General features: G+C 67.8%; 21 protein-coding genes. 10 read left to right on the top strand and 11 right to left on the bottom strand.

The annotated features are described in order from the left end of the window. The first annotated feature begins 220 nt into the window (after positions 1–220). Positions 221–1135 carry a DMT family transporter gene (locus tag BLS34_RS02960; RefSeq protein WP_093148029.1) on the top strand — a complete coding sequence of 305 codons (915 nt, stop codon included), beginning with the start codon at positions 221–223 and terminating at the stop codon, positions 1133–1135. 64 nt (positions 1136–1199) lie between these two features. On the opposite strand, the gene BLS34_RS02955 is transcribed toward BLS34_RS02960, so the two are convergent. Then, a complete protein-coding gene (locus BLS34_RS02955; RefSeq protein ID WP_093148026.1) occupies positions 1200–1835 on the bottom strand; it encodes a TetR family transcriptional regulator C-terminal domain-containing protein in 636 nt (211 codons plus the stop codon). A gap of 232 nt (positions 1836–2067) precedes the next feature. Here BLS34_RS02955 and BLS34_RS02950 point away from each other — a divergent pair, with 232 nt between their 5' ends. The 6 genes from BLS34_RS02950 (at position 2068) to BLS34_RS02925 (ending at position 8695) form a co-directional block, all read left to right on the top strand. Beyond that, entirely contained in the window at positions 2068–3315 is a 1248-nt protein-coding gene (locus BLS34_RS02950) for a Zn-dependent hydrolase (protein ID WP_093148024.1), read from the top strand. A 60-nt stretch (positions 3316–3375) separates the two neighbouring features. Beyond that, entirely contained in the window at positions 3376–4833 is a 1458-nt protein-coding gene (gene hydA / locus BLS34_RS02945; protein WP_028794644.1) for a dihydropyrimidinase, read from the top strand. Positions 4834–4897: 64 nt separating this feature from the next. Continuing rightward, complete coding sequence (locus tag BLS34_RS02940) at positions 4898–5701, top strand: ABC transporter ATP-binding protein (protein ID WP_245701893.1); 804 nt, start codon at positions 4898–4900, stop codon at positions 5699–5701. Then, a complete protein-coding gene (locus BLS34_RS02935) occupies positions 5698–6573 on the top strand; it encodes an ABC transporter permease (protein WP_093148020.1) in 876 nt (291 codons plus the stop codon). The genes BLS34_RS02940 and BLS34_RS02935 overlap by 4 nt, the downstream gene beginning before the upstream one ends. After that, positions 6570–7655: an ABC transporter permease gene (locus BLS34_RS02930; protein WP_084618868.1), complete on the top strand. Its 1086-nt coding sequence runs from the start codon at positions 6570–6572 to the stop codon at positions 7653–7655. The genes BLS34_RS02935 and BLS34_RS02930 overlap by 4 nt, the downstream gene beginning before the upstream one ends. 50 nt (positions 7656–7705) lie before the next feature. Then, a complete protein-coding gene (locus tag BLS34_RS02925; protein ID WP_093148018.1) occupies positions 7706–8695 on the top strand; it encodes an ABC transporter substrate-binding protein in 990 nt (329 codons plus the stop codon). A 254-nt stretch (positions 8696–8949) separates the two neighbouring features. On the opposite strand, the gene BLS34_RS02920 is transcribed toward BLS34_RS02925, so the two are convergent. From BLS34_RS02920 to BLS34_RS02895, 6 genes are all read right to left on the bottom strand, one after another. After that, positions 8950–9933: a homoserine O-acetyltransferase/O-succinyltransferase family protein gene (locus tag BLS34_RS02920; protein ID WP_093148015.1), complete on the bottom strand. Its 984-nt coding sequence runs from the start codon at positions 9931–9933 to the stop codon at positions 8950–8952. Between the two features lie 75 nt (positions 9934–10008). Beyond that, complete coding sequence (locus BLS34_RS02915; protein WP_093148013.1) at positions 10009–11316, bottom strand: O-acetylhomoserine aminocarboxypropyltransferase/cysteine synthase family protein; 1308 nt, start codon at positions 11314–11316, stop codon at positions 10009–10011. Between the two features lie 36 nt (positions 11317–11352). Continuing rightward, on the bottom strand, positions 11353–12222 hold the full coding sequence (locus tag BLS34_RS02910) for an alpha/beta fold hydrolase (protein WP_093148010.1): 870 nt from the start codon (positions 12220–12222) through the stop codon (positions 11353–11355). Positions 12223–12416: 194 nt separating this feature from the next. After that, positions 12417–13133, bottom strand: a complete 717-nt coding sequence (locus BLS34_RS02905) for a response regulator (protein WP_093148009.1) — start codon at positions 13131–13133, stop codon at positions 12417–12419. Next, positions 13130–15799: a hybrid sensor histidine kinase/response regulator gene (locus BLS34_RS02900; RefSeq protein WP_175474077.1), complete on the bottom strand. Its 2670-nt coding sequence runs from the start codon at positions 15797–15799 to the stop codon at positions 13130–13132. The genes BLS34_RS02905 and BLS34_RS02900 overlap by 4 nt, the downstream gene beginning before the upstream one ends. 169 nt (positions 15800–15968) lie before the next feature. Further along, positions 15969–16241, bottom strand: a complete 273-nt coding sequence (locus BLS34_RS02895; protein ID WP_028794652.1) for a YjiS-like domain-containing protein — start codon at positions 16239–16241, stop codon at positions 15969–15971. Between the two features lie 161 nt (positions 16242–16402). Between BLS34_RS02895 and BLS34_RS02890 the strand changes: the two genes are divergently transcribed. Together BLS34_RS02890 and BLS34_RS02885 are read left to right on the top strand one after the other, a co-directional pair. Next, positions 16403–17587 (top strand): M24 family metallopeptidase, encoded by a 1185-nt coding sequence (locus tag BLS34_RS02890; RefSeq protein ID WP_093148003.1) that lies wholly within the window; start codon positions 16403–16405, stop codon positions 17585–17587. A 27-nt stretch (positions 17588–17614) separates the two neighbouring features. Beyond that, positions 17615–18385: a maleate cis-trans isomerase family protein gene (locus BLS34_RS02885; RefSeq protein WP_093148001.1), complete on the top strand. Its 771-nt coding sequence runs from the start codon at positions 17615–17617 to the stop codon at positions 18383–18385. 211 nt (positions 18386–18596) lie between these two features. Here BLS34_RS02885 and argE read toward each other — a convergent pair whose 3' ends face one another. From argE to BLS34_RS02865, 4 genes are all read right to left on the bottom strand, one after another. Further along, entirely contained in the window at positions 18597–19760 is a 1164-nt protein-coding gene (argE, locus tag BLS34_RS02880) for an acetylornithine deacetylase (RefSeq protein ID WP_093147999.1), read from the bottom strand. Further along, positions 19757–21244, bottom strand: coding sequence for a glycerol kinase GlpK (gene glpK / locus BLS34_RS02875; protein ID WP_093147997.1), 1488 nt, complete (start codon positions 21242–21244; stop codon positions 19757–19759). The genes argE and glpK overlap by 4 nt, the downstream gene beginning before the upstream one ends. Before the next feature lie 112 nt (positions 21245–21356). After that, complete coding sequence (gene glpD / locus BLS34_RS02870) at positions 21357–22916, bottom strand: glycerol-3-phosphate dehydrogenase (protein ID WP_245565608.1); 1560 nt, start codon at positions 22914–22916, stop codon at positions 21357–21359. 204 nt (positions 22917–23120) lie between these two features. Beyond that, positions 23121–25157 (bottom strand): NADH:flavin oxidoreductase, encoded by a 2037-nt coding sequence (locus tag BLS34_RS02865; RefSeq protein WP_093147996.1) that lies wholly within the window; start codon positions 25155–25157, stop codon positions 23121–23123. A gap of 599 nt (positions 25158–25756) precedes the next feature. Here BLS34_RS02865 and BLS34_RS02860 point away from each other — a divergent pair. After that, a complete protein-coding gene (locus tag BLS34_RS02860) occupies positions 25757–26689 on the top strand; it encodes a LysR family transcriptional regulator (protein ID WP_084618870.1) in 933 nt (310 codons plus the stop codon). The last annotated feature ends 5 nt before the right edge of the window (positions 26690–26694 follow it).

Genomic DNA, 26694 nt, shown 5'->3' with positions numbered 1-26694 from the left:
CTGATGCAAATCAGGATCAAGCCTCCAACGGCGGGGCCTGGCCCAGGTCGTGATTTGCATCAGGATGACGAGCGGAGTGGTCGGTGCGACGCATGATCCTGACTTGCGTCGGGAGGACGGAGGCGCGCGCGAGGACGGATGGGCCCTTGACCCCGGGACACCCCCGCCGCACACCCCTCGGGCGCCCTCCAATGTGCACCAGGCAACTCAACGGATCCGCATGGCTGACCTCTACAATCCCCGCGTCGAAGCCCTGAAGGGGCACGCGGCCATGCTGCTGTTCGCCACGCTGATCAGCGGGTCCTTCACCCTGGGGCACCTGACCGCGCCGCATATCGATCCCGGCGCCCTGACGGCCCTGCGCTTCGCCCTGGCGGCGGCGGTGATGGCCGGCGCGATCCTGGCGGGGCGCAAGGGTGAGCGACAGCTCGGCGTGCGGGCGCCTTGGCGTTTCCTGCTGCTGGGCGTGCTGCTCGGCTCCTATTTCGTGCTGATGTTCGAGGCGCTGCGGCTTACCGACCCGGTCAGCCTCGCCGCGGTCTTCACCATGACGCCGCTGATGACCGCGCTGTTCGGCTATCTGATCCTGCGCCAGGGCATTTCGCTGCTGGTCGGCGGCAGTCTGCTGCTTGCGGCCAGCGGCGCGGTCTGGGTGGTGTTCCGCGGCGATGTCGACGCCATGCTCGCCTTCGATCTCGGGCCGGGCGAGCTGATCTTCCTCGGGGCCTGCGTGTGTCACGCCCTCTACATCCCGCTGATCACGGTCCTGAACCGGGGCGAGAGCGGCAAGCTGTTCACCCTGTGGACCGTGCTCGGCGGGTTTCTGGTGGTGGGGATCTACGCCTTTCCGGCGATTCTTCGGACCGACTGGACGGCCCTGCCGCCGATCGTCTGGGTGACGGCGGTGTACATCTCGGTCTTCGCCTCGGCGCTCACCTTTTTCCTGATGCGCTACGGCGCCTTGCGCCTGCCGGCGGCCAAGGTGATGGCGTACGGTTATCTGATCCCGACCGTGGTGATCGTGCTGGAGGGGCTGAGCGGCCACGGCTGGGTCGATCCGCCGGTGCTGCTCGGCGTCGCGGCGACGATGCTGGCGCTGCTCATGCTGGTCGCGAACCGCGATGCGGTGCGGTAACAAATCCCAAAACCCATACTTACGCCCCGGAATAAATCCGGGGAGTAAGTAGAAGGCGGGAGCGTTACGTATCCGGCCGCAACCCGCGCAGGATCACCTCTTCCATGAACCGTTCCGCTCCGGCGTAGCGCGTCGCCTCGTCGGACTCGCGGCCGAGCACCGCCCGAACCTGTGCATCAAAGTCCGCGTAGTGCTGCGTCGTCGCCCAGAGCGCGAAGATCAGGTGATAGGGGTCGTGCGGCGCCAGCTTGCCGGCGGCGATCCACCGGCGGATCAGCGCGACCTTCTCGTCCACCAGATCCTTGAGCTCGCCCTCCAGCACATCGCGGATCAGCGGTGCGCCGGCCAGGATCTCGCCGGCGAACAGCCGCGATTCCTGCGGCCGATCCCGCGACATCTCCAGCTTGCGCTGGATGTATCCGCGGATCTCCGCCAGCGGCTCCCCGCCCGGGTCGAGCGCCGCCAGGGGTTCCAGCCAGGTCTCCAGCGTGCGGCCGAGCACTGCGCGGTAGACCTCTTCCTTGCTGTCGAAATAATAGATCAGGTTGGGCTTCGACATGCCCGCCCCGGTGGCGATGTCGTCCAGGGTGGCGCCGGCGAAACCGCTCTGGGCGAAGACGTCCAGGGCGGACGATAGAATCTGGCCTTCCTTTTCCACCTGGATGCGGGTGCGGCGGCGGGTTTCTGCGGCGCGGGCCATGTGTCTCCGACTGCGGCTCTAGGGCCCGATAGGCGCATGATTCTGCACAAAAATCGGGCAGGCGGCGGGCAAACAATGACCTTGACCGGCAACCATGGCCTGATAGCCTAGTTTTTGACCAATTGGTCAAGGTCAGATGATTACAGGCGGAAGTCGCGCGGCCCGCAACCCCCCAAGCGGTTGGGGTCTCCTGCGGGCGGGCAGACTCCCGAAGACGGAAGGGGAGTCCGGAATGTCAGCGGCCAGCAACCTGCGGATCAACGGCGATCGGCTGTGGGACAGCCTGATGGAGATGGCGAAGATCGGCCCCGGCATCGCCGGCGGCAACAACCGCCAGACCCTCACCGATGAGGACGCCGAGGGCCGCGCCCTGTTCCAGAAGTGGTGCGAGGCCGAGGGCTGCACCATGGGCGTCGACAAGGCCGGCAACATGTTCTTCCGCCGCGAGGGCACCGACCCCGACGCGCTGCCGGTCTATGTCGGCAGCCACCTGGACACTCAGCCGACCGGCGGCAAGTACGACGGCGTTCTGGGCGTGCTCGGCGCGCTGGAGATCGTGCGCACACTCAACGAGGCGGGAGTGAAGACCAAACACCCGATCGTCGTGGTCAACTGGACCAACGAGGAGGGTACCCGCTTCGCCCCGGCGATGATGGCGTCCGGAGTGTTCGCCGGCATCCATACGCTGGACTGGGCCTATGCCCGCACCGACCGCGAGGGCAAGAGCTTCGGCGACGAGCTGAAGCGCGTCGGCTGGGTCGGCGACGAGGAGGTCGGCGCCCGCAAGATGAAGGCGTTCTTCGAGCTGCATATCGAGCAGGGCCCGATCCTGGAGGCCGAGGGCAAGGATATCGGGGTCGTCACTCACGGCCAGGGGTTGAGCTGGCTGCAGTTCACCGTTACCGGCAAGGAGAGCCATACCGGCTCCACCCCGATGCCGATGCGGGTCAATGCCGGGCTCGGCATGGCGCGGATCACGCAGCTTGTGGACGAGATCGCCTGGAGCCACAAGCCGGACGCGGTGGGCGCCATCGGCCACTGCGAAATCTATCCGAACTCCCGCAACATCATTCCCGGCCGCGCCGTCTTCACCGTCGATTTCCGCTCGCCCAACAAGGCGATCATCGAGGACATGGAGACCCGCCTGAAGGACGGCGCGCAGAAGATCTGCGACGAGATCGGGCTGACTCTGGAGGTCGAGAAGGTCGGCGGCTTCGATCCGGTCGAATTCGACCAGGGCTGCGTGACCATGATCCGCGAGGCGGCCGAGCGGCTCGGTTACAGCCACCGCAACCTGGTCTCCGGCGCGGGGCACGATGCCTGCTGGATCAACCGGGTGGCGCCGACCGCCATGGTCATGTGCCCCTGCGTCGACGGCTTGAGCCATAACGAGGCGGAGGAGATCTCCCCGGAATGGGCGCGGGCCGGCACCGACGTGCTGTTCCAGGCCGTGGTGGAAGCGGCGGAAATCGTGAGCTAGGGGATCGTCTCCTGAACTGAAATCTTAAAATCAGATCCGCACGGGACAGAGGAGGAGTAGATGGCGAGCAAGGTGATCAAGGGCGGGACCGTCGTCACCGCCGACCTGACCTTCGAGGCGGATGTCCTGGTGGAGGGCGGCAAGATCACGGCCGTGGGTCCGAACCTGTCCGGCGACGAGGTTCTGGACGCCGCCGGCTGCTACGTGATGCCCGGCGGCATCGACCCGCACACCCATATGGAAATGCCCTTCATGGGCACCTATTCCTCCGACGATTTCGAGAGCGGCACCCGCGCCGGCCTGTCCGGCGGCACCACCATGGTGGTCGACTTCTGCCTGCCGGCCCCGGGCCAGTCGCTGCTGGAGGCCATGCAGGCCTGGGACAACAAGTCGTCAAAGGCCTGCGCCGACTATTCCTTCCACATGGCCATCACCTGGTGGGGCGAGCAGGTCTGGAAGGAGATGGAGACGGTGGTCGATCGCGGCATCACCACCTTCAAGCACTTCATGGCCTACAAGGGCGCGCTGATGATCGACGACGACGAGATGTATTCGTCGTTCCAGCGCTGCGCCGACCTGGGCGCCATGCCCCTGGTCCATGCCGAGAACGGCGACGTGGTCGCCCAGCTTCAGGCCAAGCTCATGGCCGAGGGCAATACCGGACCGGAGGCGCATGCCTATTCCCGCCCGCCGGAAGTGGAAGGCGAGGCGGCGAACCGCGCCATCATGATCGCCGACATGGCCGGCGTGCCGCTCTATATCGTCCACGTCTCCTGCGAGCAGGCGCACGAGGCGATCCGCCGGGCCCGGCAGAAGGGGATGCGGATCTTCGGCGAGCCGCTGATCCAGCATCTGGTGCTGGACGAGAGCGAGTATCAGAACGCCGACTGGGACCATGCCGCGCGCCGGGTGATGTCGCCGCCGTTCCGCTCCAAGCTGCACCAGGACGGTCTGTGGGCCGGTCTCGCCGCCGGCAGCCTGCAGGTGGTGGCGACCGACCACTGCGCCTTCACCACCGAGCAGAAGCGCTATGGTGTGGGCGACTTCACCAAGATCCCCAACGGCACCGGCGGCCTGGAGGATCGGATGCCGGTGCTGTGGACCCGGGGGGTGAATACCGGCCGGCTGACCATGAACGAATTCGTGGCCGTCACCTCGACCAACAGCGCCAAGATCCTGAACATGTACCCGCGCAAGGGCGCGATCCGCGAGGGCTCCGACGCCGATATCGTGGTGTGGGACCCGAAGCGCTCGAAGACGATCACCGCCGACAAGCAGCAGTCGGCCATCGACTACAACGTCTTCGAAGGCATCGAGGTCACCGGCCTGCCGCGCTTCACCCTGACCCGGGGCGAGGTCGCGGTGGTGGAGAGCGAGATGAAGGCGAAGCCGGGTCACGGCGAGTTCGTGAAGCGGCCGCCGAACCCCGCGCCGAACCGGGCGCTGTCGACCTGGAAGGAGATCACCGCCCCGCGCAAGGTGATCCGCGATCCGGCCAAGATGCCGGCCGGCGTCTGAGCCGTACACGATGCGCTCCGCGGGAAGCCGGGGAGCGGATGAGAGCGCCGAGGAGGGCGTCGCCTTGAACACTGCTTCGTCTCGTGGGCAGCCGGTCATTCGGGCTGACCATCTGGACCTGACGTTTCAGACCGGCGACGGGCCGGTCCACGCCCTGAGCGACGTGTCGCTGACCATCGGCAAGGGCGACTTCGTGTCGTTCATCGGCCCGTCCGGCTGCGGCAAGACCACTCTGCTTCGGGTGATCGCCGACCTGGAGCAGCCGACCGGCGGCCAGATCTCGGTCAACGGGGTGTCGCCGGAGCAGGCGCGGCTGAACCGGGCCTACGGCTATGTGTTCCAGGCCGCCGGCCTGTATCCCTGGCGCACCATCGCCCGCAACGTGGCGCTGCCGCTGGAGATCATGGGTTATTCCAAGGCCGAGCGGCACGAGCGGGTCGCCAGGACCCTGGAGCTGGTCAACCTGACCGGCTTCGAGAACAAGTTCCCCTGGCAGCTTTCCGGCGGCATGCAGCAGCGCGCCTCCATCGCCCGGGCGCTCGCCTTCGACGCCGACATCCTGCTGATGGACGAGCCGTTCGGCGCGCTGGACGAGATCGTGCGCGACCACCTGAACGAACAGCTCCTTCAGCTCTGGGCGCGGACCACCAAGACCATCGCCTTCGTCACCCACTCGATCCCCGAGGCGGTCTACCTCTCCACCAGGATCGTCGTCATGTCGCCGCGGCCCGGCCGGGTGACCGACGTGATCGAGAGCACTCTGCCGCGCGACCGCCCGCTCGACATCCGCGAGACGCCCGAATTTCTGGAGATTGCCCACCGGGTGCGCGAGGGACTTCGGGCCGGTCATTCCTACGAGGACGCATGACCATGGGCGGCGGCAAGACCATCCCGATCCTGGTCGTCGTCGCGGCGATCATCGGGATCTGGTACGCCGCCACCGTCTGGCTGAACACCCCCTGGCAGCTCGGCGTCTATGAGCGCGAGGGGCGGGACTGGACCGCCTCCGACCTGATCGTCGACACCATGGCCCAGGAGCGCCCGGTCCTGCCGTCGCCGCATCAGGTGGCGGTGGAGATCTGGCAGACCACGGCGGAGAAGAAGGTCACCTCCAAGCGCAGCCTTGTCTATCACGCCTGGATCACCCTCTCGGCGACGCTGGCCGGTTTCGCCATGGGCACGGTTCTTGGTGTCGTCCTGGCCGTGGCCATCGTCCACAACCGGGCGACCGACCGATCGGTGATGCCCTGGGTGATCGCCAGCCAGACCATTCCGATCCTGGCGATCGCACCGATGATCATCGTGGTGCTTAACGCGGTCGGCCTGTCGGGCCTGCTGCCCAAGGCGCTGATATCCACCTATCTCAGCTTCTTCCCGGTCGTGGTCGGCATGGTGAAGGGACTGCGCGCGCCGGAGGCGATCCAGCTCGACCTGATGCGGACCTACAGCGCGTCCACGTCCCAGGTCTTCTGGAAACTGCGCTGGCCCCATTCGATGCCCTATCTCTTCGCTTCGATGAAGGTGGCGGTCGCCATCAGCCTTGTGGGCGCCATCGTCGGTGAGCTGCCGACCGGGGCGGTCGCCGGGCTGGGCGCGCGGCTGCTGGCGGGCTCGTATTACGGACAGACCGTGCAGATCTGGTCCGCGCTGATCGTGGCGGCGCTGCTGGCGTCGGTTCTTGTCACCCTGGTCGGCGCGGCCGGAGGCTATGTCTCCCGGCGCATGGGGGTGCGGCCATGACCCGGCTGCAGGCGGGATTGGCGGCGGCCGTCGGGCTGCTGGGTCTGCTCGGGCTGGTGCTGCCGCTCTCGGCCGAAACCGGACTGCTGGACACGCCGTTCCTGACAACGTTCGCCGTCCTGTGCGCGGCGAGTCTGTTCCGGTTCCGCAATCCGCTGCCCGTCTCGGTCGACGGCTGTCTGACCCTGGCGGCCGGCCTCGCGCTGCCGATGTCGCTGACCGTGATCGACCGGGGAAGTGCCGGCTTCTGGTGCCTTGCCGCGGCCGGTTGGCTCGCCGCCTGGCTGTTCGTGGAGCGGCTGACCGCCTCGCGGCGGGGAGGGCGCTGGACCGCACTCGCCGTGCCGGTGCTGTTCGGCGTCACGTTGCTGGTGTTGTGGGAGGTGGTCACCCGGGGCCTGAACGTGCCCCAGGTGCTGCTGCCGCCGCCCTCGGCCATCGGCGCCCGCTTCGCCGCTTCGATCCCGATCCTGTGGGCCGACTTCCAGCAGACCTTCCTGAAAGCCGTGCTGATCGGCTATGCGCTGGGCTGCGGCTCGGCCTTCCTCGTGGCCATCGCCATCGACCGCTCGCCGTTCCTGCAGCGGGGGCTGCTGCCGGTGGGCAACCTGATCTCGGCCCTGCCGATCATCGGCATCGCGCCGATCATGGTCATGTGGTTCGGCTTCGACTGGCCGTCCAAGGCGGCGGTGGTCATCGTCATGACCTTCTTCCCGATGCTGGTGAACACGGTTGCCGGGCTGGCCGAAGCCGGACGGATGGAGCGCGACCTGATGCGCACCTACGCGGCCGGCTACTGGCAGACCCTGGTGAAGCTGCGGCTGCCGGCGGCGGCCCCGTTCATCTTCAATGCGCTGAAGATCAACTCCACCCTGGCGCTGATCGGTGCCATCGTGGCGGAGTTCTTCGGCACCCCCATCGTCGGCATGGGGTTCCGCATTTCCACCGAAGTCGGCCGCATGAACGTCGACATGGTGTGGGCAGAGATCGCGGTGGCCGCTGTGGCCGGCTCCGCGTTTTTCGGTGCCGTCGCGCTCGTGGAGCGGGCCGTCACCTTCTGGCATCCGTCGAACCGGACCTGACGACACCGGGCCGGCGCGCGGATGCGTCAACAAGAACAGGGAGCACAGACATGCGCAGACTGATTGCAGGAACCGTATTGGGAGTGATGGGTCTGGCCGCCTCCCAGGCCATGGCGGCGGACGAGGTGACGCTGCAGCTCAAATGGGTGACGCAAGCCCAGTTCGCCGGTTACTACGTGGCCGAGGACAAGGGCTTCTACGACGAGGAGAATCTCGACGTCACGATCAAGCCGGGCGGGCCGGACATCGCTCCGCCCCAGGTGATCGCCGGCGGCGGCGCCGACGTGATCATCGACTGGATGCCGTCGGCCCTCGCCAGCCGCGAGAAGGGTGTGCCGCTGGTCAACATCGCCCAGCCGTTCAAGAGCTCGGGCATGATGCTGACCTGCCGCAAGGACACCGGCATCACCAAGCCGGCCGACTTCAAGGGCAAGACGCTCGGCGTGTGGTTCTACGGCAACGAGTATCCGTTCCTGTCCTGGATGTCCCAGCTCGGCATTGCGACCGACGGATCGGACGGCGGCGTGACCGTGCTCAAGCAGGGCTTCAACGTCGACCCGCTGCTGCAGAAGCAGGCCGATTGCGTATCCACCATGACCTATAACGAGTACTGGCAGATCATCGATGCCGGGATTCCGGCCGACGAACTGGTGGTCTTCAAGTACCAGGACCAGGGCGTGGCTACCCTCGAGGACGGGCTCTACGTGCTGGAGAGCAAGCTCGAGGACCCGGTCTTCGTGGACAAGATGGTCCGCTTCGTGCGCGCCTCGATGAAGGGCTGGAAATGGGCCGAGGCGAATCCGGACGCGGCGGCCGAGATCGTGCTCGAGAACGACGCCAGCGGTGCCCAGACCGAGAAGCACCAGAAGCGCATGATGGGCGAGATCGCCAAGCTGACCGCCGGTTCCAACGGCGCGCTGTCGGAAGAGGACTACACCCGCACGGTGGACACCCTCCTGGCCGGCGGCTCCGACCCGGTGATCTCCAAGAAGCCGGAAGGTGCCTGGACCCACGCCATCACCGATGAGGCGCTGAAGTAAGGGCGAGTGTCCAGCCGATCGCCTGATGGATGGTGATCAGTACGGAAGCCCGGTCCCGAGACGGACCGGGCTTTTTTTCCCATCAAACATCCCCCTTCTCCCGGCGCAGGGCCGGGAAGAAGGAGATGGAGGAGAAGGGTGCCTCCCACCAGGGCACGGGTGGCGTTCACCACCGCTTCGGCATGGACGCGCGCCCGTCGTGTCGGCACGGCGGTGCGGGTGGGTCGGGATTCTCGGTCAAGCGCATGGGTCCGTCACTGCAGCCGGCAGGGGCTGCCGGCCGGAGCGGGGCTCCCCGACAGCTGGGCCCGCAGCAGCCAGTCCAGCGCCACATCGGCGCTGGTGCGCGGATCGGTGGCGGCGATCTCGGTGATCCAGTTGCGGTACAGGGTGCGGGCGGCCGTCTGCCAGGCCACCTGAGGACGGCGCAGGCCCGCGTCATAGCCCGCCGGCGGATCGATCTCCCGACCGGCCTTGCGGTCGCGGGCGAATTCCTCGGGCAGACGCCGGGGGCCGTATTCCGGATGGTTCAGGCAGTACACGGCCGGGCGCGTCCGGTCGCGCACCAGCCCGACGCCGGCGACCGGGGCGGTCAGCACGGGGCGCAGGCCGGGCCGGCGGACCAGATCCTCCAGCCGGGTCTCGCTCTGGCGCGACACCGGCATGTGGAACGGCAGGTCGATGCCGGTGAGCAGGCCGTGGCCGCTTCCCATGGGCATGTGCGGGTACAGCCCGAAGCGCTTGCGCCGCAGCGGATGCTTCTCCACCCCGTGGTAGTGGTGCATCGCCGCCTGGGCGCCCCAGCAGACGTGCAGGGAGGGCATCCGCGCCGCGTCCAGCCAGTCCAGGATCCGCCGGAGCCCATCCCAGTAGAAGACATGGTCGAAGGGCAGCGTTTCCACCGGCGCGCCGGTCACAATCACCGCATCGATCCGGGCGAGCGGCAGGTCGAAGAACGGCCGATAGAACCGGGCCATGTGGTCGGCGGGCGTTGCCGTGGTCACGTAGCCGTCGGGCACCGCCAGCAGCAGCCGCACGTGCTGTGGTCCGTTCGCCAGCAGTCGGGCGAAATCCGCCTCCGTCGATGCCTTGTCCGGCATCAGGTTGACCAGCACGACCGTGAGGATCCGGCGGCGGGGGAGCGTGCCATCCGTCGGGGCCGGGTCCTCGGCGACGGGGCAGCCCTCGGCGCGGAGCGACGCGACGGCGGGTAGGGTGCGGGGCAGCAAGACGGCCATGGGCCCTCCAAGGTTCGGGAATGCGAGAGGCGGGGGCGGCTGGGGAGAGGGGGACGCCGCCCCCGCCGGGGCCCGTCAGGCCGCCTGGAGAGAGGCGGCGGCCCGCAGGGCTTGGGAGAGGTCGGCGAGGATGTCGTCGATATCCTCGATCCCGACCGAGAGACGCACGAAACCCGGGGTGACGCCGGCGGCGCGCTGGCGTTCCTCGGAGAGCTGCTGGTGGGTCGAGACGGCCGGCTGCAGGGCCAGGGTCCGGGCGTCGCCGATATTGGCCACGTGATGGATCATCCGGACCGCGTCGATGAAGCGCCGGCCGGCATCGACGCCGCCGACCGCCTCAAACCCGACCAGCCCGCCATGGCGGCCGGCGAGATAGGTGTCGACCCGCTGCTTGCGCCATCCGGTGAACAGGCTCGGGTGGATGACCCGGGCGATCGCCGGATGGTCGGCCAGGAACAGCGCGACCGCATCGGCGTTGCGGCAATGCTCGCGCATCCGCAGGGTCAGGGTCTCCAGGCCCTGGAGGAACAGGAAGGCGTTGAACGGGCTCATCGCCGCCCCGGTATCGCGCAGCAGGGTGGCCTGGGCCTTGAGGATATAGGCGACCGGCCCCAGCGGCTTGGCGGCCTCGACCCAGACCGCGCCGTGATAGCTCGGGTCCGGTCGGTTCAGCATCGCGAAACGGTCGCCATGGGCCTCCCAGTCGAAGCGGCCGGCATCGACGATGACCCCGCCGATGGCGGTGCCGTGGCCGCCGATATATTTGGTGGAGGAATGCACCACGATATGGGCGCCGTGGTCGATCGGCCGGCAGATCACCGGCGCGCAGGTGTTGTCGATGATCAGCGGAATGCCGAGCTCCGCGCCGATCAGCGCGACCTCCTGGATCGGGAAGGGCACCAGGCTCGGGTTCGGCAGGCTCTCGCCGAAGAACGCGCGGGTGCGGGCGTCGGCGGCGGCCCGGAAAGTCTCCGGATCGCTCGGATCGACGAACCTCACCTCGATCCCCATGGTCGGGAAGGTGTTGGCGAACAGGTTCACCGACCCGCCATACAGCTCGTTGGAGACGACGATGTTGTCGCCGGCATGGGCGATGTTCTGGATCGCCAACGTGATCGCCGCCTGTCCCGACGCGGTGGCCAGGGCGGCCACGCCACCCTCCAGCGCCGCGATCCGCTGCTCCAGAACCGCCGTGGTCGGGTTGCTGACGCGGGTATAGAGGTGGCCGATCTTCTCCAGGGCGAAGAGCTGGCGGCCGTTCTCGCTGTCGCCCAGGTCGTAGCTGGTGGTCATGTGGATCGGCACGGCGATGGAGCCGGTGCTCGGGTCGGCCCTGTGGCCGGTATGCAGGGCGATGGTCTGCGGCTTGGTATAGGTCTGCATGGGGGTTCCTTGCTGAATGGGGGATGTGCCGCGCGTTCAGGCGGCGCTGGTTACCGGGTTGGGTTGGATCAGGCAGAGCTGTGCCGCGGCCAGGGCGGCCGTCGCGCAGGGATCGGAGAGCGGGGCCATGTGACCGGCCTCCGGCACGATCCGCAGGGACACGTCGGGCAGGGTGCGTTCGATCAGCTCGACGATGCGCCGGGCGATCGGCCGGGTGCGGCCGCCATAGATCAGTCGCGTGGGGACCGGGAACCGGGTGATGTCGTGCAGCCGCGTCGGGTGATCGAACGCCGCCTGGAAATTGCGGGCGACCTGGGGGGCGTGCTGGGCCATCGCCGCGCGCGCCCGCTGCGACAGTCCTTCCCAGCTCCCCGGTCCGCTCCAGAAGTTCACGAACGCCGCCATGCCGGCCTCGGGCCGGTCGGTCAGCACGCCCTGGCGCACGGCGCCCGCCACCCGACCGATCTCGGCCAGAAGCGTATCGTCTCGGCTGTCGCCGCCTTGCAGCAGATGGAAGCTGACGGGCTCGATCAGCACCAGGGAGCGGACGAGGTCCGGGCGGCCGTGGGCGGCGGCGAGAGCGACGGCGCCGCCGTAGGAATGTCCGATCACATGCACCGGTCCGCCCACATGCCGGGACAGGCTGGCGACGATGGCGGCCTCGTGGGCCAGTCTCAGCGGGTGGGCGCCCTGGCGGGTCGCCGACGCGCCGTAGCCGTGCAGGTCGGGGATCAGGATGTCGAGCGGGCCGACGGTGAAGCGGTCGCGCAGGGCCTCGGCGAAGACCTGCATCTGCCGCGCGCCGGCGGCCGAACAGTGCAGCAGCACGACGGGTGTGCCGCTGCCGTTGCTACTGCCGCTGCGGTGCACGGCGATCTCAGTTCCGGCGACGGGGAGGGTGAACATCTGCGGACGGCTCCGGTCGAACTCTCGATGGAGCCAGAATGCGGGCCGACCTTTTCGCGCCGGTTTCGCCGGATCCGGGTTTTGGTTTCAGGGGCGTTTCAGTGGGGCGCTCGATGTGAGAAATGCCGCACTGTTCGAGCGCGCTGGGACCCGGATCAAAACGGGACGGTAGGATGATGGGGAAGCGGAGGGGATTAACCCGCGGCCTTCGCCGGCACGAACAGATACCCCGCCCCGCGCACGGTCTTGATCACCGTCGGGGTCTTCGGGTCCGGTTCGATCTTGCGGCGCAGACGGGCGATGCGGATGTCGATGGAGCGGTCGAACGGGTCGCTGTCCCGATTATGTGCCAGGTCCAGAAGCTGCTCGCGCGACAGTACCCGGTTCGGGCGCTCGGCGAAGGTCCGCAGCAGGTCGAACTCCATCGCCGTGATCGCCACCTCGTCGCCGGCGCCGTCGAACAGTTTGTGGGCGTCGAGGTCGAGCATGTGGCTGCCGAAGCGCACCCGCTGGCCGGCATCCACCGCCGTGTCGGGGGTCCGCCGCACCCGGCGCAGCACCGCCTTGACCCGGGCCAGCAGCTCGCGCAGGTCGAACGGCTTGGTCACATAGTCGTCGGCGCCCATCTCGATGCCGACGACCCGCTCCACCACCGCGTCGCGGGCGGTGAGCATGATCACGCCGGCGCCGCTCCGCTCCCGCAGGTGGCGGGCGAGGCTGAGGCCGTCCTCGCCGGGCATGGTGATGTCGAGGATGACGAGATCCAGATCCGACTGATCCACCAGCCGGCGCAGGGCGGTGCCGCCATCGGCCTTGCTGACGCGGTAGCCGTTGATCTCCAGGTATTCGGCGACGGTCTCGCGAATGTCGCGCTCGTCGTCCACCACGGCGATGTGGATCCGGTCGCTCACGCCCCGGCCTCCGCCAGCCGGGAGATCAGGCTGCGCAGCTCCGCCGGCATCACCGGCTTCTCCAGATAGGGGCGTCCGGCGTCGTCCAGGAACCGGCGGATCGCCGGACTCATGGTGTCGCCGGTGATGAAGGCCATGCGGGCCAGCAGCTCCGGATGGCGGTCGCAGACCACGGAATACAGGGCCGGCCCGTCGAGATCGGGCATCCGCACGTCGCTCAGGATAGCGTCGTACTGGCGGAACAGCAGGCGCTCCAACGCCGCCCGGCCGGAGGTCGCCACGTCGACGGTATGGCCGTCGGACGCCAGCGACTCGCGGATGATCTCGGCCACCTCCGGCTCGTCGTCGATCACCAGCACCGACAGGCCGGTATCCTCGCCGCCTTCGATCTCGTCGCCGTCCTGATCGCCGATGGCTGCACAGGTCGGGAAGCGCAGGACGAAGGTGGCGCCCTTGCCCGGCGCGCTGTCCAGCGATATCGCGCCGCCATGGGCGTCGACGATGCGGTGGACGATGGTCAGGCCGATGCCCGTGCCTTCGCCGAGATCCTTGGTGGTGAAGAACGGCTCGAAGATCCGCGACGCCACCTCCTCGGGTACGCCACGGCCGTTGTCGATTACCTTCAGCACGGCCTGGCGCCGGCCGCGGTCGTAATGGGTGACCAGCCGCAGGCGATGCGGCATCGGCTGGTTCTCCATGGCGTGCAGGGCATTGACGATCAGGTTGGTGAGCACCTGATTGATCTGGTCGCCATCGGCCATGATCGACGGCACGGTGGGGTTCAACTCCAGGCTCACATCCACGTCGTGGGTGCGCAGCATGTAGCCGGTCATCTCCAGCGCGCTCTCGACGATGTCGTTCAGACGGACCGGGCGCATCTCGCTCGGCTGCTGGCGGGCCATGGCCAGGAAGGTTTTCACGATGCGGGCGCAGCGGTCGGCGGCGTCGCCGATCTTGCGGGCGCGCTCGACGATCGCCGGCTCGCGGGCGGTCTCGCGCAACAGCATCGCCTGGCCGACGACGACGGAGAGCGGGTTGTTCAGCTCGTGACTGACCCCGGCGAGCAGCTCGCCCAGGGCGCTCAACTTCTCCGACTGATGAAGCGCCTCGCGCTGGCGGGCCATCTCCTCTTCCAGCTTGCGGCGTTCGGTGAGGTCGTAGGTGGAGGAGACCACCACCTCGTGGCCCTGGTATTCCACCAGCCGGGCGGCGACCGAGGCGCAGAATTCGGTGCCGTCCGAGCGTCGCAGGAAGGTCTCGAAGGCATCGACGCGGCGGTCGCGGCGCAGAATCTCCAGGTAGCGGTCGCGGTCGGCCGGATCGACGAAGAAGTCGCGGGCGGACATCGCGCCGCCCATGGAATCCCGCTGGAACATCTGCCGGGAGGCGGGGCTCTCATAGATGATCCGGCCATCCTCGGCCTGGGTCATCCCGACCGGGACCGGGCAGGCGTCGAGGATGCGGCGGATCAGCGCCTCGCTCTGGCGCAGCGACTGCTCGGCGCGTTTGCGTCCGGTGATGTCGGCGCGGATGGTGACCGAGCCGCCATCGGTGGTCCGGTGATTGACCATCAGACGCCACTCGCCGTTGGTCAGTTCGACCTCGATCGGCTCGCCGTCGTAATCGGCCAGGCGAGAGACGATCCAGCGGATCTGGCTGGTGTCGCCCTCGACCAGCCGGCCGTCGAACCGGCGCACGTTCTTGAAGAAGCGCTTGATGTTCTGCGTCCGGTCGCTTCCGACCATTTCCTCCGGCGTCATGCCGTACGGGGCGGAGAACGCCTCGTTGCAGTACAGCACGGTGCTGTCCGGGGCGCTGATGACGAAGCCCTCGCTCATGCTGTTGATGGCGTCCTGCAGGAGCTGGGCGATCTTCTGCCGCTCGGCGCGGGCGGCGAGGCGTTCGGAGATGTCCTGAATGTCGGCGATGATGATCGCCTTGCCGTCGATCTCGGCATGGGCGATGGCGATCTCGACCGGAAAGAGGCCGCCATCGGCCCGCTTGGCCTGGGTCTCCAGACGTCGCGACGCCCGGCTCATCCGACCGTCGGCGGCGAACAGGGGCACACCGCCGTCGGGGCCGGCACGGTGCTCGTCGGAGACGATCAGGTCTCCGATCGGCTGGCCGATGGCCCGGCCGCGGGAGTATCCGAACATCTTCTCGGCGGCCGGGTTGAACTCGACGATCAGTCCGTCCTCGTCGGTGGCGACGATGGCGTCCAGGACGTTGCCGAGCAGCACGCGGTTGATCGCCTCGGCCTGACCGACGCGGGCGACCGCCTCTTTCTCGATGGTGATGTCGGCCATGCTGCCGACCAGCATGCGCGGCTCGCCAGGCGCGCTGTCTTCGATCATGCGCAGCCGGTCGCGGATCCACATGTAGTCGCCGTCGCTATCGCGCAGCCGGTATTCGATCACCGTCTCGCCGGTCTTCTCCGGCGTCGCATCCAGGGTGCCGAAATAGGTGTCCATGTCGTCGGGGTGGATCAGCGACGTGCCGAAGCCGCTGTCGTCCACGAAGCGGGCGGCCGGATGGCCGGTCACCGCCTCGACATTGTCGCTGATATAGACCGTGCGGCGGTCGGCATCGATATCGACCAGATAGAAGACGATGGAGGAGTGGGCGACCGCGAAGTCGAGCAGCGCGGCGCGATGGGCCTCGCCCATCTCCGCATACCGGACGGGTACGGAAACGGGCGAGGCCGGAGCGGCCGGGTCGGCTTTTGGATCGGCGATCATGGCGGGGCGGCGTCGCGATCTGGATGTGGAATGTCCGGGGGCGGCCGGACGCGCTCGCGATACTATGCCATGTCTCGCCATCCTCCGCGTCTCCGCATCAACGCCAGGTCACGGCCTGACGCGGGTCGGCGGCGGGGTGGTCCACCGAGGCGCGCGCGATGTGGTTGATGCTCATGCGCTCGATGCCGATGTCGCGCAGGGTCCGGGCGTCGAGGTTCTCCAGCTCCATCGCGGTGCGCCGCATGCGATAGGCGCGGCTGATCGACCGGAACGGCCAGGCGAGAAGATGCGCGACGCCGGCCAGGGCGGCATAGGGCTCGGACAGGGCCGAAGCGGCGATCATGAAGGGATTGTCGGTTCTCTGGGTCATGGCGACCTCCTGTGGGGGGACTCGGTTCGCGTCGCTGTTGGATGGCGACTCTGAGGGGGCGATGTTTCGGACCGACTTCCCGATGCTCGCCGTTTTGTTTCAATTGTTTCCGGGTGGGGGTTCATGGAACGATGGGGAATTACGGCCTCAGAGAGACCACCATGGGCGATGGCAGACCCCCGCGCGGATTCCCCGACGCAGAGTTCGAGGCCAGGCTGGCACGCGCCCAGACGCTGATGGCGGCGCGCGGCCTGGACGCGCTGTTGCTGACCACCGAGCCGGACATCCGGTGGTTCACCGGCTTCCTCACCCAGTTCTGGCTGAGCCCGACCCGGCCCTGGTTCCTGGTGGTGCCCGGCGCGGGCAAACCGGTCGCCGTCATTCCGGGCATCGGGTCGGAGGCGATGGGACGGACCTGGATCGACGACATCCGCACCTGGTCTTCGCCGCATCCCAGCGACGACGGGCAGTCCGTGCTGTCGGAGGCGATCCGCGAGGCGGCGGGCGAGGGCGGAATGGTCGGCCTTCCCATGGGGCCGGAGACCCATGTCCGGATGCCGCTGGCCGGCCTGCAGGCGCTGCGCGACGGGATGCCGGGGATCGGCTGGCAGGACGCCACGCAGGTGATGCGCACGTTACGCCAGGTGAAGTCGCCGGCCGAGATCGACAAGATCGCGGAAGCCTGCCGCATCGCCTGCGACGCCTTCGACCGGCTGCCGGAGATCGCCGGGGCCGGAATGACCGAGCTGGAGGTGTTCCGCGCCTTCAAGATCGCCTGCCTTGAGGCCGGGGCGGACGACGTGGACTATCTGGTCGGCGGGGCCGGGCCGGGGGGATACGGCGACATCATCTCGCCGCCCTCGGAGCGTCGCCTCCAGGCGGGGGACGTACTGATCCTGGATGTCGGGCTGGTGTTCGACGGGTATTACTGCGACTTCGACCGCAACTTCTCGGTCGGCCCGCCCTCGGACGCGGTCAGGCGGTCCTACGAGGCGGTCTGGCAGGCGACGGAGGCAGGGCTTGCCGTCGCGCGGGCCGGGGGCACCTGTGCCGACCTGTTCCGGGCGATGAATGCGGTGACGGCCCCCCTGGCCGATCCCTCGGCGGGCGGCGCCGTCGGTCGGCTCGGTCATGGGCTCGGCATGGTACTGACCGAGTTCCCGTCGATTGCCGACTGGGACGAGACGGTGCTGGAACCGGGCTTCGTGATGACCCTGGAGCCGGGCATGGCGACGGCACCGGGCCGCATGATGGTGCATGAGGAGAATGTGGCGATCACGGAGGGAGCGCCGCGGCTGCTGACCCGACGTGCCGCCCGTGATATCCCGGTGCTGAGCGCATCATGAGATCCGGAGACGAAGAACAGGAAGGGAATGAAGATGCCCCTGGCGTTCGAGACGGATGACGGGATCGGAACGCGGGCCACGCTTGGCCTGATCGTGCTGAAGACCGACGAGACCATCGAGCACGAGTTCCGCTGCTTCGTGCCGACCGACGGGGTCGTGCTCTATCACAGCCGGGTGCAGATGGCCGCCGACGTCACCGCGGAGTCCCTGGCCCGGATGCGCGAGGACATCCCACGCGCCACCTCGATGCTGCCGGAGACCGCTCCCTTCGACGTGATCGGCTACGGCTGCACCTCCGGCGCCACGGTGATCGGCCCCCACGGCGTGGCCGCCTGCATCCATGAGCATTATCCGCGCGCGGCGGTGTCCGAGCCGCTGTCGGCGGCGCGGGCCGCCTTCGAGGCGCTCGGACTGCGCCGGATCGCGCTGCTGTCGCCCTATGTGGAGCCGGTGTCCCGCGCCCTGCGCGAGGCGTTTCAGGCTTCGGGCACGGAGATCGGCGCCTTCGCCAGCTTCGACGAGGGGCGCGAGAGCGTGGTCGCCCGCATGACCCCGCGTTCCCTGCTGGCGGCGATCGAGCAGACGGTGGCCGGACAGGAGGTGGACGGGGTGTTCATGTCCTGCACCAACCTGCGCATGGCCCCGGTGCTGGCCGAGGCCGAGCGCCGGATCGGCGTACCGGTGCTCGCCAGCAACCAGGTGCTCGCCTGGCACATGATGCGGTTGGCCGGAGTGCAGGACGCCGTGCCGGCGGGCGGACGGCTGTTCGGTGTTTCAGGACTGGAGCAGGCGGCATAGGTCACGGCGCCCAGCCCGCGGTCCAGGCAGACGGACGCGTGGGTCCCGGCACAAGGCCGGGAAGTGCAAGTCAAAGAGAAGACGAAGGGTAGGGAAGGGCCGGACGACTGTTGCGACCCGTTACCCTTCTCACACTCCCCGGCCTTGGGCCGGGGCCTACGATTCCGCGTGACGCGCGGTACGGCATACGACTAGCCGACGCTGGCCTTGCCTAAGCCGCCAGCTTCGGCAGCAGCCGTTCGATCATCGTCGCGCATTGCTGGAGCTGGTCGAGGCTGACGAATTCGTCCGGCTTGTGCGCCTGTTCGATGCTGCCGGGGCCGCAGACCACCGTGTGGATGCCGGCCGCCTGGAACAGCCCGGCCTCGGTGCCGAACGCCACGACCTCCGCCGCGTTCGCGCCGGTCAGCTCCGACACCAGGGCCACAGCCTCGCTGTCGAGCATCGGCTCCAGCCCTTCCACTTCGCCGATGGTGTGGGTGATGATGCCGGCCTTCAGGTCGACGGCATGCATGCGTGGCAGCAGCTCCCGGTCGACATAGTCGCGCAGGATCTCCTTGGCCAGATCGGCGTCGGCGCGGTTCACCGGCCGCATCTCCCATTCCAGCGAGCAGTGGCGCGGGATGACGTTGCGGGCGATGCCGCCCTGGATCACGCCGCATTGCAGTGTGGTGTGGGGCGGGTCGAACCGGCTGTCGGCCGGCGCGCGGTGGCGCATCACCTCGCCGGTCTCCAGCAGCTTGGCGACGAAGCGGGCGGCGAACTCCACGGCGTTGATCCCGGCATCCGGATTGGAGGCATGGCCCTCCAGCCCGGTGAACTCGGTGGTGTATTCGTAGCAGCCCTTGTGACCTTCGATGATCCGCATCTCGGTCGGTTCGCCGACGATGCAGACCTTGGGATGCAGCCCGCTCTCCGCGATCCCCTCGATCAGCCGTGGCGCGCCGAAACAGCCGGTCTCCTCGTCATAGGTGAAGGCGAGGTGCAGCGGGCGCGCGAGATGGGCCGATGCGAAGCGCGGGGCGAGCGCCATGGCGGTGGCGAGAAAGCCCTTCATGTCGCAGGAACCGCGTCCGAAGATCAGGCCGTCGCGCTCCTCCACGCGGAACGGATCGGAATGCCAGGCCTGCCCCTCCACCGGCACCACATCGGTATGGCCGGACAGCACGATGCCGCCGTCCACCTTGGGGCCGATGGTGGCGAACAGGTTGGCCTTCAGACCGGTATCGTCGGTGGTGATCGCCACATCCGCGCCGAGCGACGTCAGCCTGTCGGCGCAATGGTCGATCAGGTTGAGATTGCTTTCGGCCGACACCGTCGGGAACGATATCAGGTCGCCGAGAATTCCCCGTATATCGGCCAGCGCGTCGTTCATGTGGTCAGCGTCCGTTTCACGGCGTCGCGCCAGCCGGCGAGCAGGCGCTGGCGCTCCTCGTCCTTCATGGCGGGTTCGAACCGGCGGTCGCGCTTCCACTGCTTGGCGAAGCCGGCCATGTCGGGCCACACACCGGCCTTCTGTCCGGCCAGCCAGGCGGCGCCCAGCGCCGTGGTCTCCAGCACCATGGGACGGTCGACCTGGGCGGCGAGGATGTCGGTCAGCCGCTGCATCATCCAGTCGTTCGCCACCATGCCGCCATCCACCCGCAGAACCACGTCGCCGCCATCGGACCAGTCCGCGTGCATGGCGTCAATCAGGTCGGCGGTCTGGAAGCACACGCTGTCCAGGGCGGCACGGGCGAATTCCTTCGGCCCCGTCCCTCGGGTCAGGCCGAACATGGTCCCGCGCGCGTCGGGATCCCAGTGCGGCGCGCCGAGGCCGGTGAAGGCCGGCACCAGATAGACCGCCTGTTCCGGATCGGCTTCATCCGCCATCTTCGCCGACTGGTCGGCCCGGTCGATGATGCCGAGTCCGTCGCGCAGCCACTGGATCGCGGCGCCGGCGACGAAGATCGAGCCTTCCAGGGCGTAGGTCACCTGACCGTCCAACTGGTAGGCGATGGTGGTGAGCAGCCGGTTCTTCGACAGGACCGGCGTGTCGCCGGTGTTCAGCAGGGCGAAGCAGCCGGTGCCGTAGGTGGATTTGACCATGCCCGGCTCGAAGCAGGCCTGGCCGACGGTGGCCGCCTGCTGATCGCCGGCCACGCCCAGGATCGGGATGGCGGCGCCGAACAGGGACGGCTCGGTGGTGCCGAACTCGGCCGCGCTGTCCAATACCTCCGGCAGCAGCGCCTTGGGGATGTTGAGGAGCTTCAGGATGTCGTCGTCCCAGCGCCCCTCGCGGATGTTGTAGAGCAGGGTGCGCGCGGCATTGGTCGCGTCGGTGACGTGCCGCTTGCCGCCGGTCAGGTGCCAGATGAGGAAACTGTCCACGGTGCCGAAGGCGAGCTTGCCAGCCTCCGCCTTCTCGCGGGCGCCGTCCACCGTGTCGAGCAGCCAGGCGAGCTTGGTGCCGGAGAAATACGGGTCGAGCAGCAGGCCGGTCTTCTCGGTGACCATGGCCTCGTTGCCGTCGGCCTTCAGCCGCGAGCACATCTCCGCCGTGCGCCGGTCCTGCCAGACGATGGCGCGGTGTACGGCCTCGCCGGTCTCCCGGTCCCACAGCACCACCGTCTCGCGCTGGTTGGTGATGCCGATGGCGGCGATGTCTCCGGCCGACAGGCCGGCATCGGCGAGGGCGATGCGCACGGTGGCTTCCGTGGTGCGCCAGAGATCCGACGCCACATGTTCCACCCAGCCGGAGCGGGGGAAGTGCTGCTCGAACTCCTGCTGGCCGACGCCCTTGATGCTGAAATGCCCGTCGAAGACGATGGCGCGGGACGAGGTCGTCCCCTGGTCGATGGCGAGAACGTAGCCGGACATTCGGCCTCCCTGCGGTGCTGTTCTTCTGGCCCCGGCACGGTCGGCCGGGTAATCCCCGGATGGGTCTGCGTAAAGATTAACCCTGTCGGTCGATGATTTCGTTGGTTGTTCGTTACTCTGCCGCCTCGGCCCGGCGGGTGCGAGCGTTAATCCAGTCCTCCAGCGCCTTGGCCGAGGCGTCGTCGATCTTCAGCCCGAGCTTGGAGCGGCGCCACAGCACGTCCTCGGCGCTCAGAGCCCACTCGTGTTCGATCAGATAGGCGACCTCGGCGGCGTAGAGCGTGTCGCCGAAATGCCGGCCCAGATCCGCCAGCGACGTCGCGTCGCCCAGGAAGTGACGGGCACGGGTGCCATACTGCCGAATCAGGCGATAGGCGTGCGGCTCGCTGAGGAAGGGATAGTCGCGCATAAGATCGACGACCAGATCGGAGAACCCGCCGATCGGGAAGTCGCCGCCGGGCAGGGTGGCCCCATGGGTCCAGGCCTCGCCGCGCCGGCCGAGCGCATCTTCGATCTTCTCGACCACGGCCTCGGCCAGCTTGCGGTAGGTGGTGATCTTGCCGCCGAAGATATTGATCAGCAGCCCTTCCTTGCCCTTGCCGTCGGTGCGCAGGACGTAGTCACGGGTGGCGACCTGGGCTTCCGAGGCGCCGTCGTCGTAGAGCGGGCGTACGCCGGAATAGGTCCACACGATGTCGTCGGGCGAGATGTCCTGTTCGAAATAGTCGCTGGCGCCGGCGCAGAGATAGGCGATCTCCTCGTCGGAGATCGTCACCTTGGCCGGATCGTCCTTCCAGTCGCGGTCGGTGGTGCCGATCAGCGTGTAGTCGCGCTGATAGGGGATGGCGAAGAAGATCCGGTCGTCGGCGTTCTGGAAGATGTAGCAGCGGTCATGGTCGTAGAGTTTGGGCACGACGATATGGCTGCCCTGGACCAGACGGACGTTGTGGGTGTCGTTCTTGCCGGCGGCCCGGTTCAGCACGGTGTCGACCCAGGGGCCGGCGGCGTTCACCACCACGCGCGCCGTGACGGTCGACCGGGCGCCGGTGACCGTGTCGCGCAGGGTGACCGTCCAGCGGTCGCCGGTGCGCTCGAGACCGGTGACTTCGGTGCGGGTGCGGATGTCCACGCCCCGGTCGGCGGCATCGCGGGCGGTCAGCACCACCAGACGGGTGTCGTCCACGGCGCAGTCGGAGTACTCGAAACCTTTGGTGAACTCGGGTTTCAGCGGCTTGCCGACATCGTCGGTGGAAAGGTCCACGACGCGGGTCGGCGGCAGGTGCTTTCGGCCGCCCAGATTGTCGTACAGGAACAGGCCGAGCCGCAGCAGCCAGGCCGGGCGCAGGCCCTTGTGGTGCGGCAGCACGAAACGCAGCGGCCAGATGATGTGCGGCGCGTTGGCCCACAGTACCTCGCGCTCGATCAGCGCCTCGCGGACCAGGCGGAACTCGTAGTGTTCGAGATAGCGCAATCCGCCATGGATCAGCTTGGTCGACCAGGACGAGGTGCCCGACGCGAGGTCGTTCATCTCGGCCAGTCCGACACTGTAGCCGCGGCCGACCGCGTCGCGGGCGATGCCGCAGCCGTTCACGCCGCCGCCGATGACGAAGACGTCGAGATCCATATCCTTTTGAGCGGCCGCCGGATCGGCTCCGGCATCGGTCGCGGCCATGCGGCACTCCGTTACTTGCTGTTCTTTCGACTTAGGGTCCGCGCCGCAGATTTCCATGGCGCGGGCGCGCCGGGGAGGATCTTCACCGCAGCGCAACACGGTACACAAATCTCAAGGAAATGGCCAACGCCGGGGCCGATTGGCGGCAGTCCTAAACAATCATCCGTCATCGCGAACTTGTTTCGGGATGACGATAGTGGAGGATCAGAAATCCTTCACCAGCCGGATCGCGTCGTAGATCGCGGCGTGGATGTTGCGCGAGGCCACCGCGTCGCCGATGCGGAAGAGCTGATAGGTGCCGTGCGGGTTGCGCACCACCTCCTGCGGCCTTCCGGCGATCAGGGCGTCGTAGTCCATCTCGCCGCCGTTGAGGCTCTCCGGTTTCAGCGCGACATACACCTCGTCCAGGGGCAGGGTGCCGTGCTCGACCACGACCTGATCGACCTCGCGCTCCTCCACCCGCTCCGAATAATCCGAGCCGATCTGCGCGATCAGGCCGTTGCCGGCGCGGCGCACGGCGAGCACCCGCTTGTTGATGGTGATCCGCGCCCCGGCCCTGTCGAAGGCGCGGGCATAGGCCACGTGGTTCAGGCCGCCGATATCCACGGCGAAGAACCGCTCGGGCGTGACGATCTCGAGCTGGGCGCCGGCCTGGACGATGACCTCGCCGGCGGACAGGCCCTGGTGGGCGGCGTTGTCGTCGTAGATCAGCACCCGCTCGCCCGGCTTCACGTCGCCGGACAGGATGTCCCAGGAACTGACGACCAGATCTGCCCCCTCGACGATCTCGGTATTCGGCAAGCCGCCGGTGGCGATCAGCACCACGTCGGGGTTCTCCGCCAGAACGTCGCCGGCTTCGGCATAGGTGTTGAAGCGCATGTCGACGCCCAGGCGGACGCATTGCTCGGCCCGCCAGTCGACGATGCCGATCAGCTCGCGGCGGCGCGGTATCCGGGCGGCGAGCCGGATCTGGCCGCCGGGCTTGTCGGCGGCCTCGAACAGCACGACGTCGTGGCCGCGCTCGCCGGCGACCCGGGCCGCCTCCAGCCCGGCGGGGCCGGCGCCGACGATCACGACCTTCTTCGCCGGACCGTCGCTGCGGGCGATGACGTGGGGGATAGTCCGCTCGCGGCCCGTTGCTGGGTTATGGATGCACAGGGCCTCGTGCCCCTCGTAGATCCGGTCGAGACAGTAGGTGGCGCCGACGCAGGGACGGATGTCGGCCTCGCGTCCGGCGGCGACCTTGTTGGCGATATGCGGGTCGGCGATGTGCGGCCGGGTCATGCCGACCATGTCGAGTTTGCCCTCGGCGATAGCGTGGCGGGCCGTGGCCACGTCGCTGATCCGAGCGGCGTGGAAGATCGGAAACTTCGTCTCCTCCCGGATCTCGCCGCAGAAATCCAGATGCGGCGCCGAGGGGGCGCCCTGGATCGGGATTACGTCGGACAGGGCCGCGTCGCTGTCGATATGGCCGCGGATCAGGTTGAGGAAATCGACCTTGCCGCAGGTCGCGAGGCGGCGCGCGATCTCCACCCCGTCCTCGCGGCTGAGACCCTTGTCCCAATCCTCGTCGGCGACCATGCGCAGGCCGATCAGGAAGTCGGGCCCGACCCGGTCGCGCATGGCGTCGAGCACCCGCCAGGTGAAGCGCAGCCGGTTGTCCAGCGAGCCGTTGTAGTCGTCCGTCCGTTGATTGGTGGCGGGCGACCAGAACCCGTCCAGGAAATGTCCGTAGGCCTCGATCTCGATACCGTCGAGCCCACCGGCCCGCATGCGCTCCGCCGCGTCGGCGTAGTCCTTCACGATGCGGTCGAGGTCCCAGTCCTCGGCCTCCTTGGGAAAGGCGCGGTGGGCCGGTTCGCGCACCGGGGAGGGGGCGAGCACCGGCAGCCAGTCGGAGTGGTTCCAGTTGGTACGCCGGCCCAGATGGGTGATCTGCATCATGATGGCCGAGCCGTGCTCGTGACAGGCATCGCTCATCTCGCGCAGCCAGGGCACGATCTCGTCCTTATAGGCGTAGAGATTGCCGAAGGCGGCGGGGCTGTCGGCGCTGACCACGGCGGAGCCGGCGGTCATGGTGAGTGCGATGCCGCCCTTCGCCTTTTCCGTGTGATACAGCCGGTAGCGCTCGGTCGGCATGCCGTCCTCGGAATAGGAGGGCTCGTGCGCCGTCGACATCAGCCGGTTGCGCAGGGTCAGGTGCTTTAGTTGGTAGGGCTGCAGCAGCGGGTCGGTCGACATCGTTCCCCCTCGACGGCAAGGCGCGGCGGCGTTCGGCGGCGCCTGGGTCCATGGTGTCCCAAAAGCCGGGCGGCGAAAACGGTTCTGTCACCTGTCGATGCGAGGGTTGGCGCGGCGCGGCGACCTGACCGCAGACCGATCGCCGGGGAGTGGCAAGTTGAACCGCGGGAATGCGTCGCGATGTCGGGTTCGACCTCGGCGGCTGCCATGCGCCGTCCCGTGATCACCGCCGATTCAATACGTTGAGCGGTTAGATTCTAGGCTCACCTGGTTTCCGGGCTCTCGGTTGAACCGGAATTTATACGCTGTATGAATGAAAAAATATTAATCCAGATCGCGCGTGTTCGAACGTTGCGGCTCAGGCGTGCATCCGGTCGTGTCGGCAGATAGCCCTACGTTGAAAGTGGGATCGGTATTCGGCCGTCAGATCCAACGGTCCCTGGCCATCGGGCCTGAGCGATCAGGAACTTCGACCTTACTAGCGGTATTGAACCGCGCGCGATCAGAAGTTGTTAAAACGACCCTGAGACGAGGATGCATGAAAGCATATCGGTAGTTTTGACGTTTTCAATGAAAGTAGTTCAGCATACACTCGCGTCATGGCTCCAAGGCTTGAAATTCGTCATCTTCAGATGATCCAGGCGATCGCCGACACCGGTCGGGTCACCGAGGCGGCGGAGAAGCTCGGCCTGACGCCGTCGGCCCTGTCGCACCGGATCCGCGAGGCGGAACGGCGCCTGGACGTCACCCTGTACACCCGGCTGCACAAGCGCCTGCGGATGACGCCGGCGGCGGAGCATCTGGCCCATGTGGCCGAGCGGGTGCTGGCGGATATGGAACGGGCGGAGGAGGACGTCTGGCGGACCAGCCGGGGCGTGGTCCATGTGGTGCGTATCGCCATCGAGGCCTACAGCTCCTACCACTGGCTGCCGGGTTTTCTCAGTTTCCTGCAGAGCGCGGCGCCCGATATCGACATCCAGGTCATGGCCGGCGCCAGCCGGGAGCCGTTGCAGAGTCTGTCCAACCGCCATGTCGATCTGGCGATCATGAGCGGCGAGATCGCGCGCCCGGGGGCGACGGCGGTGCCGCTGTTCGATGACGACCAGTTGTTCATCATGGCGCCTGGCCACGAGTTGGCCGGCCGGGAATACGTGGAGGTCTCCGAACTCGCGGCGGAGGATCTGATCACCTACAGCAAGACGCCGGGGACCGACGGCGAGGTCGGTCAGATGCTGCGCAACGGGGACAGCGCGAAGAGCCGGTCGGTGACCGTCGAACTGCCGGAGGTGATCGTCGAACTGGTCGCCGCCGGACAGGGGACCAGCGTTCTCGCCGGCTGGGCGGTGGAGACGGCGGTGCGGGCGGGCCGAATCAAGGCCGCCCGGATCAGCCACGACGGTGTGGTGTCGTCCTGGTCGGCCGTCATCCGCAGCGAAGATAACGAGCCGGGCAACCCGATCCGGACCGTGGCCTCGCTGCTGTCGAACTGGTGCTCGCGGACCGGCCACGGGTTCCGGCCGGCACCGGAATAGCCGGT

The sequence above is a fragment of the Thalassobaculum litoreum DSM 18839 genome (genome assembly GCF_900102465.1).
In the GTDB taxonomy this organism is placed as follows: Bacteria; Pseudomonadota; Alphaproteobacteria; order Thalassobaculales; family Thalassobaculaceae; genus Thalassobaculum; species Thalassobaculum litoreum.
The sequence above is the reverse complement of the archived record's forward strand: the minus strand, read 5'-3'. Positions and strand labels throughout refer to the sequence as shown.

What these genes read in the sequence shown, in the direction of transcription:
- BLS34_RS02900 (WP_175474077.1), bottom strand. Translation starts at nt 15,799, where the DNA reads ATGGGCGAGGCCCATCGCGCCGCGCTGCTCGACTTCGCGGTCGCCCAC.
- BLS34_RS02915 (WP_093148013.1), bottom strand. Translation starts at nt 11,316, where the DNA reads ATGCAGACCTATACCAAGCCGCAGACCATCGCCCTGCATACCGGCCAC.
- glpD (WP_245565608.1), bottom strand. Translation starts at nt 22,916, where the DNA reads ATGGCCGCGACCGATGCCGGAGCCGATCCGGCGGCCGCTCAAAAGGAT.
- BLS34_RS02960 (WP_093148029.1), top strand. Translation starts at nt 221, where the DNA reads ATGGCTGACCTCTACAATCCCCGCGTCGAAGCCCTGAAGGGGCACGCG.
- BLS34_RS02865 (WP_093147996.1), bottom strand. Translation starts at nt 25,157, where the DNA reads ATGTCGACCGACCCGCTGCTGCAGCCCTACCAACTAAAGCACCTGACC.
- BLS34_RS02860 (WP_084618870.1), top strand. Translation starts at nt 25,757, where the DNA reads ATGGCTCCAAGGCTTGAAATTCGTCATCTTCAGATGATCCAGGCGATC.
- BLS34_RS02950 (WP_093148024.1), top strand. Translation starts at nt 2,068, where the DNA reads ATGTCAGCGGCCAGCAACCTGCGGATCAACGGCGATCGGCTGTGGGAC.
- glpK (WP_093147997.1), bottom strand. Translation starts at nt 21,244, where the DNA reads ATGTCCGGCTACGTTCTCGCCATCGACCAGGGGACGACCTCGTCCCGC.
- BLS34_RS02925 (WP_093148018.1), top strand. Translation starts at nt 7,706, where the DNA reads ATGCGCAGACTGATTGCAGGAACCGTATTGGGAGTGATGGGTCTGGCC.
- argE (WP_093147999.1), bottom strand. Translation starts at nt 19,760, where the DNA reads ATGAACGACGCGCTGGCCGATATACGGGGAATTCTCGGCGACCTGATA.
- BLS34_RS02920 (WP_093148015.1), bottom strand. Translation starts at nt 9,933, where the DNA reads ATGGCCGTCTTGCTGCCCCGCACCCTACCCGCCGTCGCGTCGCTCCGC.
- hydA (WP_028794644.1), top strand. Translation starts at nt 3,376, where the DNA reads ATGGCGAGCAAGGTGATCAAGGGCGGGACCGTCGTCACCGCCGACCTG.
- BLS34_RS02895 (WP_028794652.1), bottom strand. Translation starts at nt 16,241, where the DNA reads ATGACCCAGAGAACCGACAATCCCTTCATGATCGCCGCTTCGGCCCTG.
- BLS34_RS02930 (WP_084618868.1), top strand. Translation starts at nt 6,570, where the DNA reads ATGACCCGGCTGCAGGCGGGATTGGCGGCGGCCGTCGGGCTGCTGGGT.
- BLS34_RS02890 (WP_093148003.1), top strand. Translation starts at nt 16,403, where the DNA reads ATGGGCGATGGCAGACCCCCGCGCGGATTCCCCGACGCAGAGTTCGAG.
- BLS34_RS02955 (WP_093148026.1), bottom strand. Translation starts at nt 1,835, where the DNA reads ATGGCCCGCGCCGCAGAAACCCGCCGCCGCACCCGCATCCAGGTGGAA.
- BLS34_RS02885 (WP_093148001.1), top strand. Translation starts at nt 17,615, where the DNA reads ATGAAGATGCCCCTGGCGTTCGAGACGGATGACGGGATCGGAACGCGG.
- BLS34_RS02910 (WP_093148010.1), bottom strand. Translation starts at nt 12,222, where the DNA reads ATGTTCACCCTCCCCGTCGCCGGAACTGAGATCGCCGTGCACCGCAGC.
- BLS34_RS02935 (WP_093148020.1), top strand. Translation starts at nt 5,698, where the DNA reads ATGACCATGGGCGGCGGCAAGACCATCCCGATCCTGGTCGTCGTCGCG.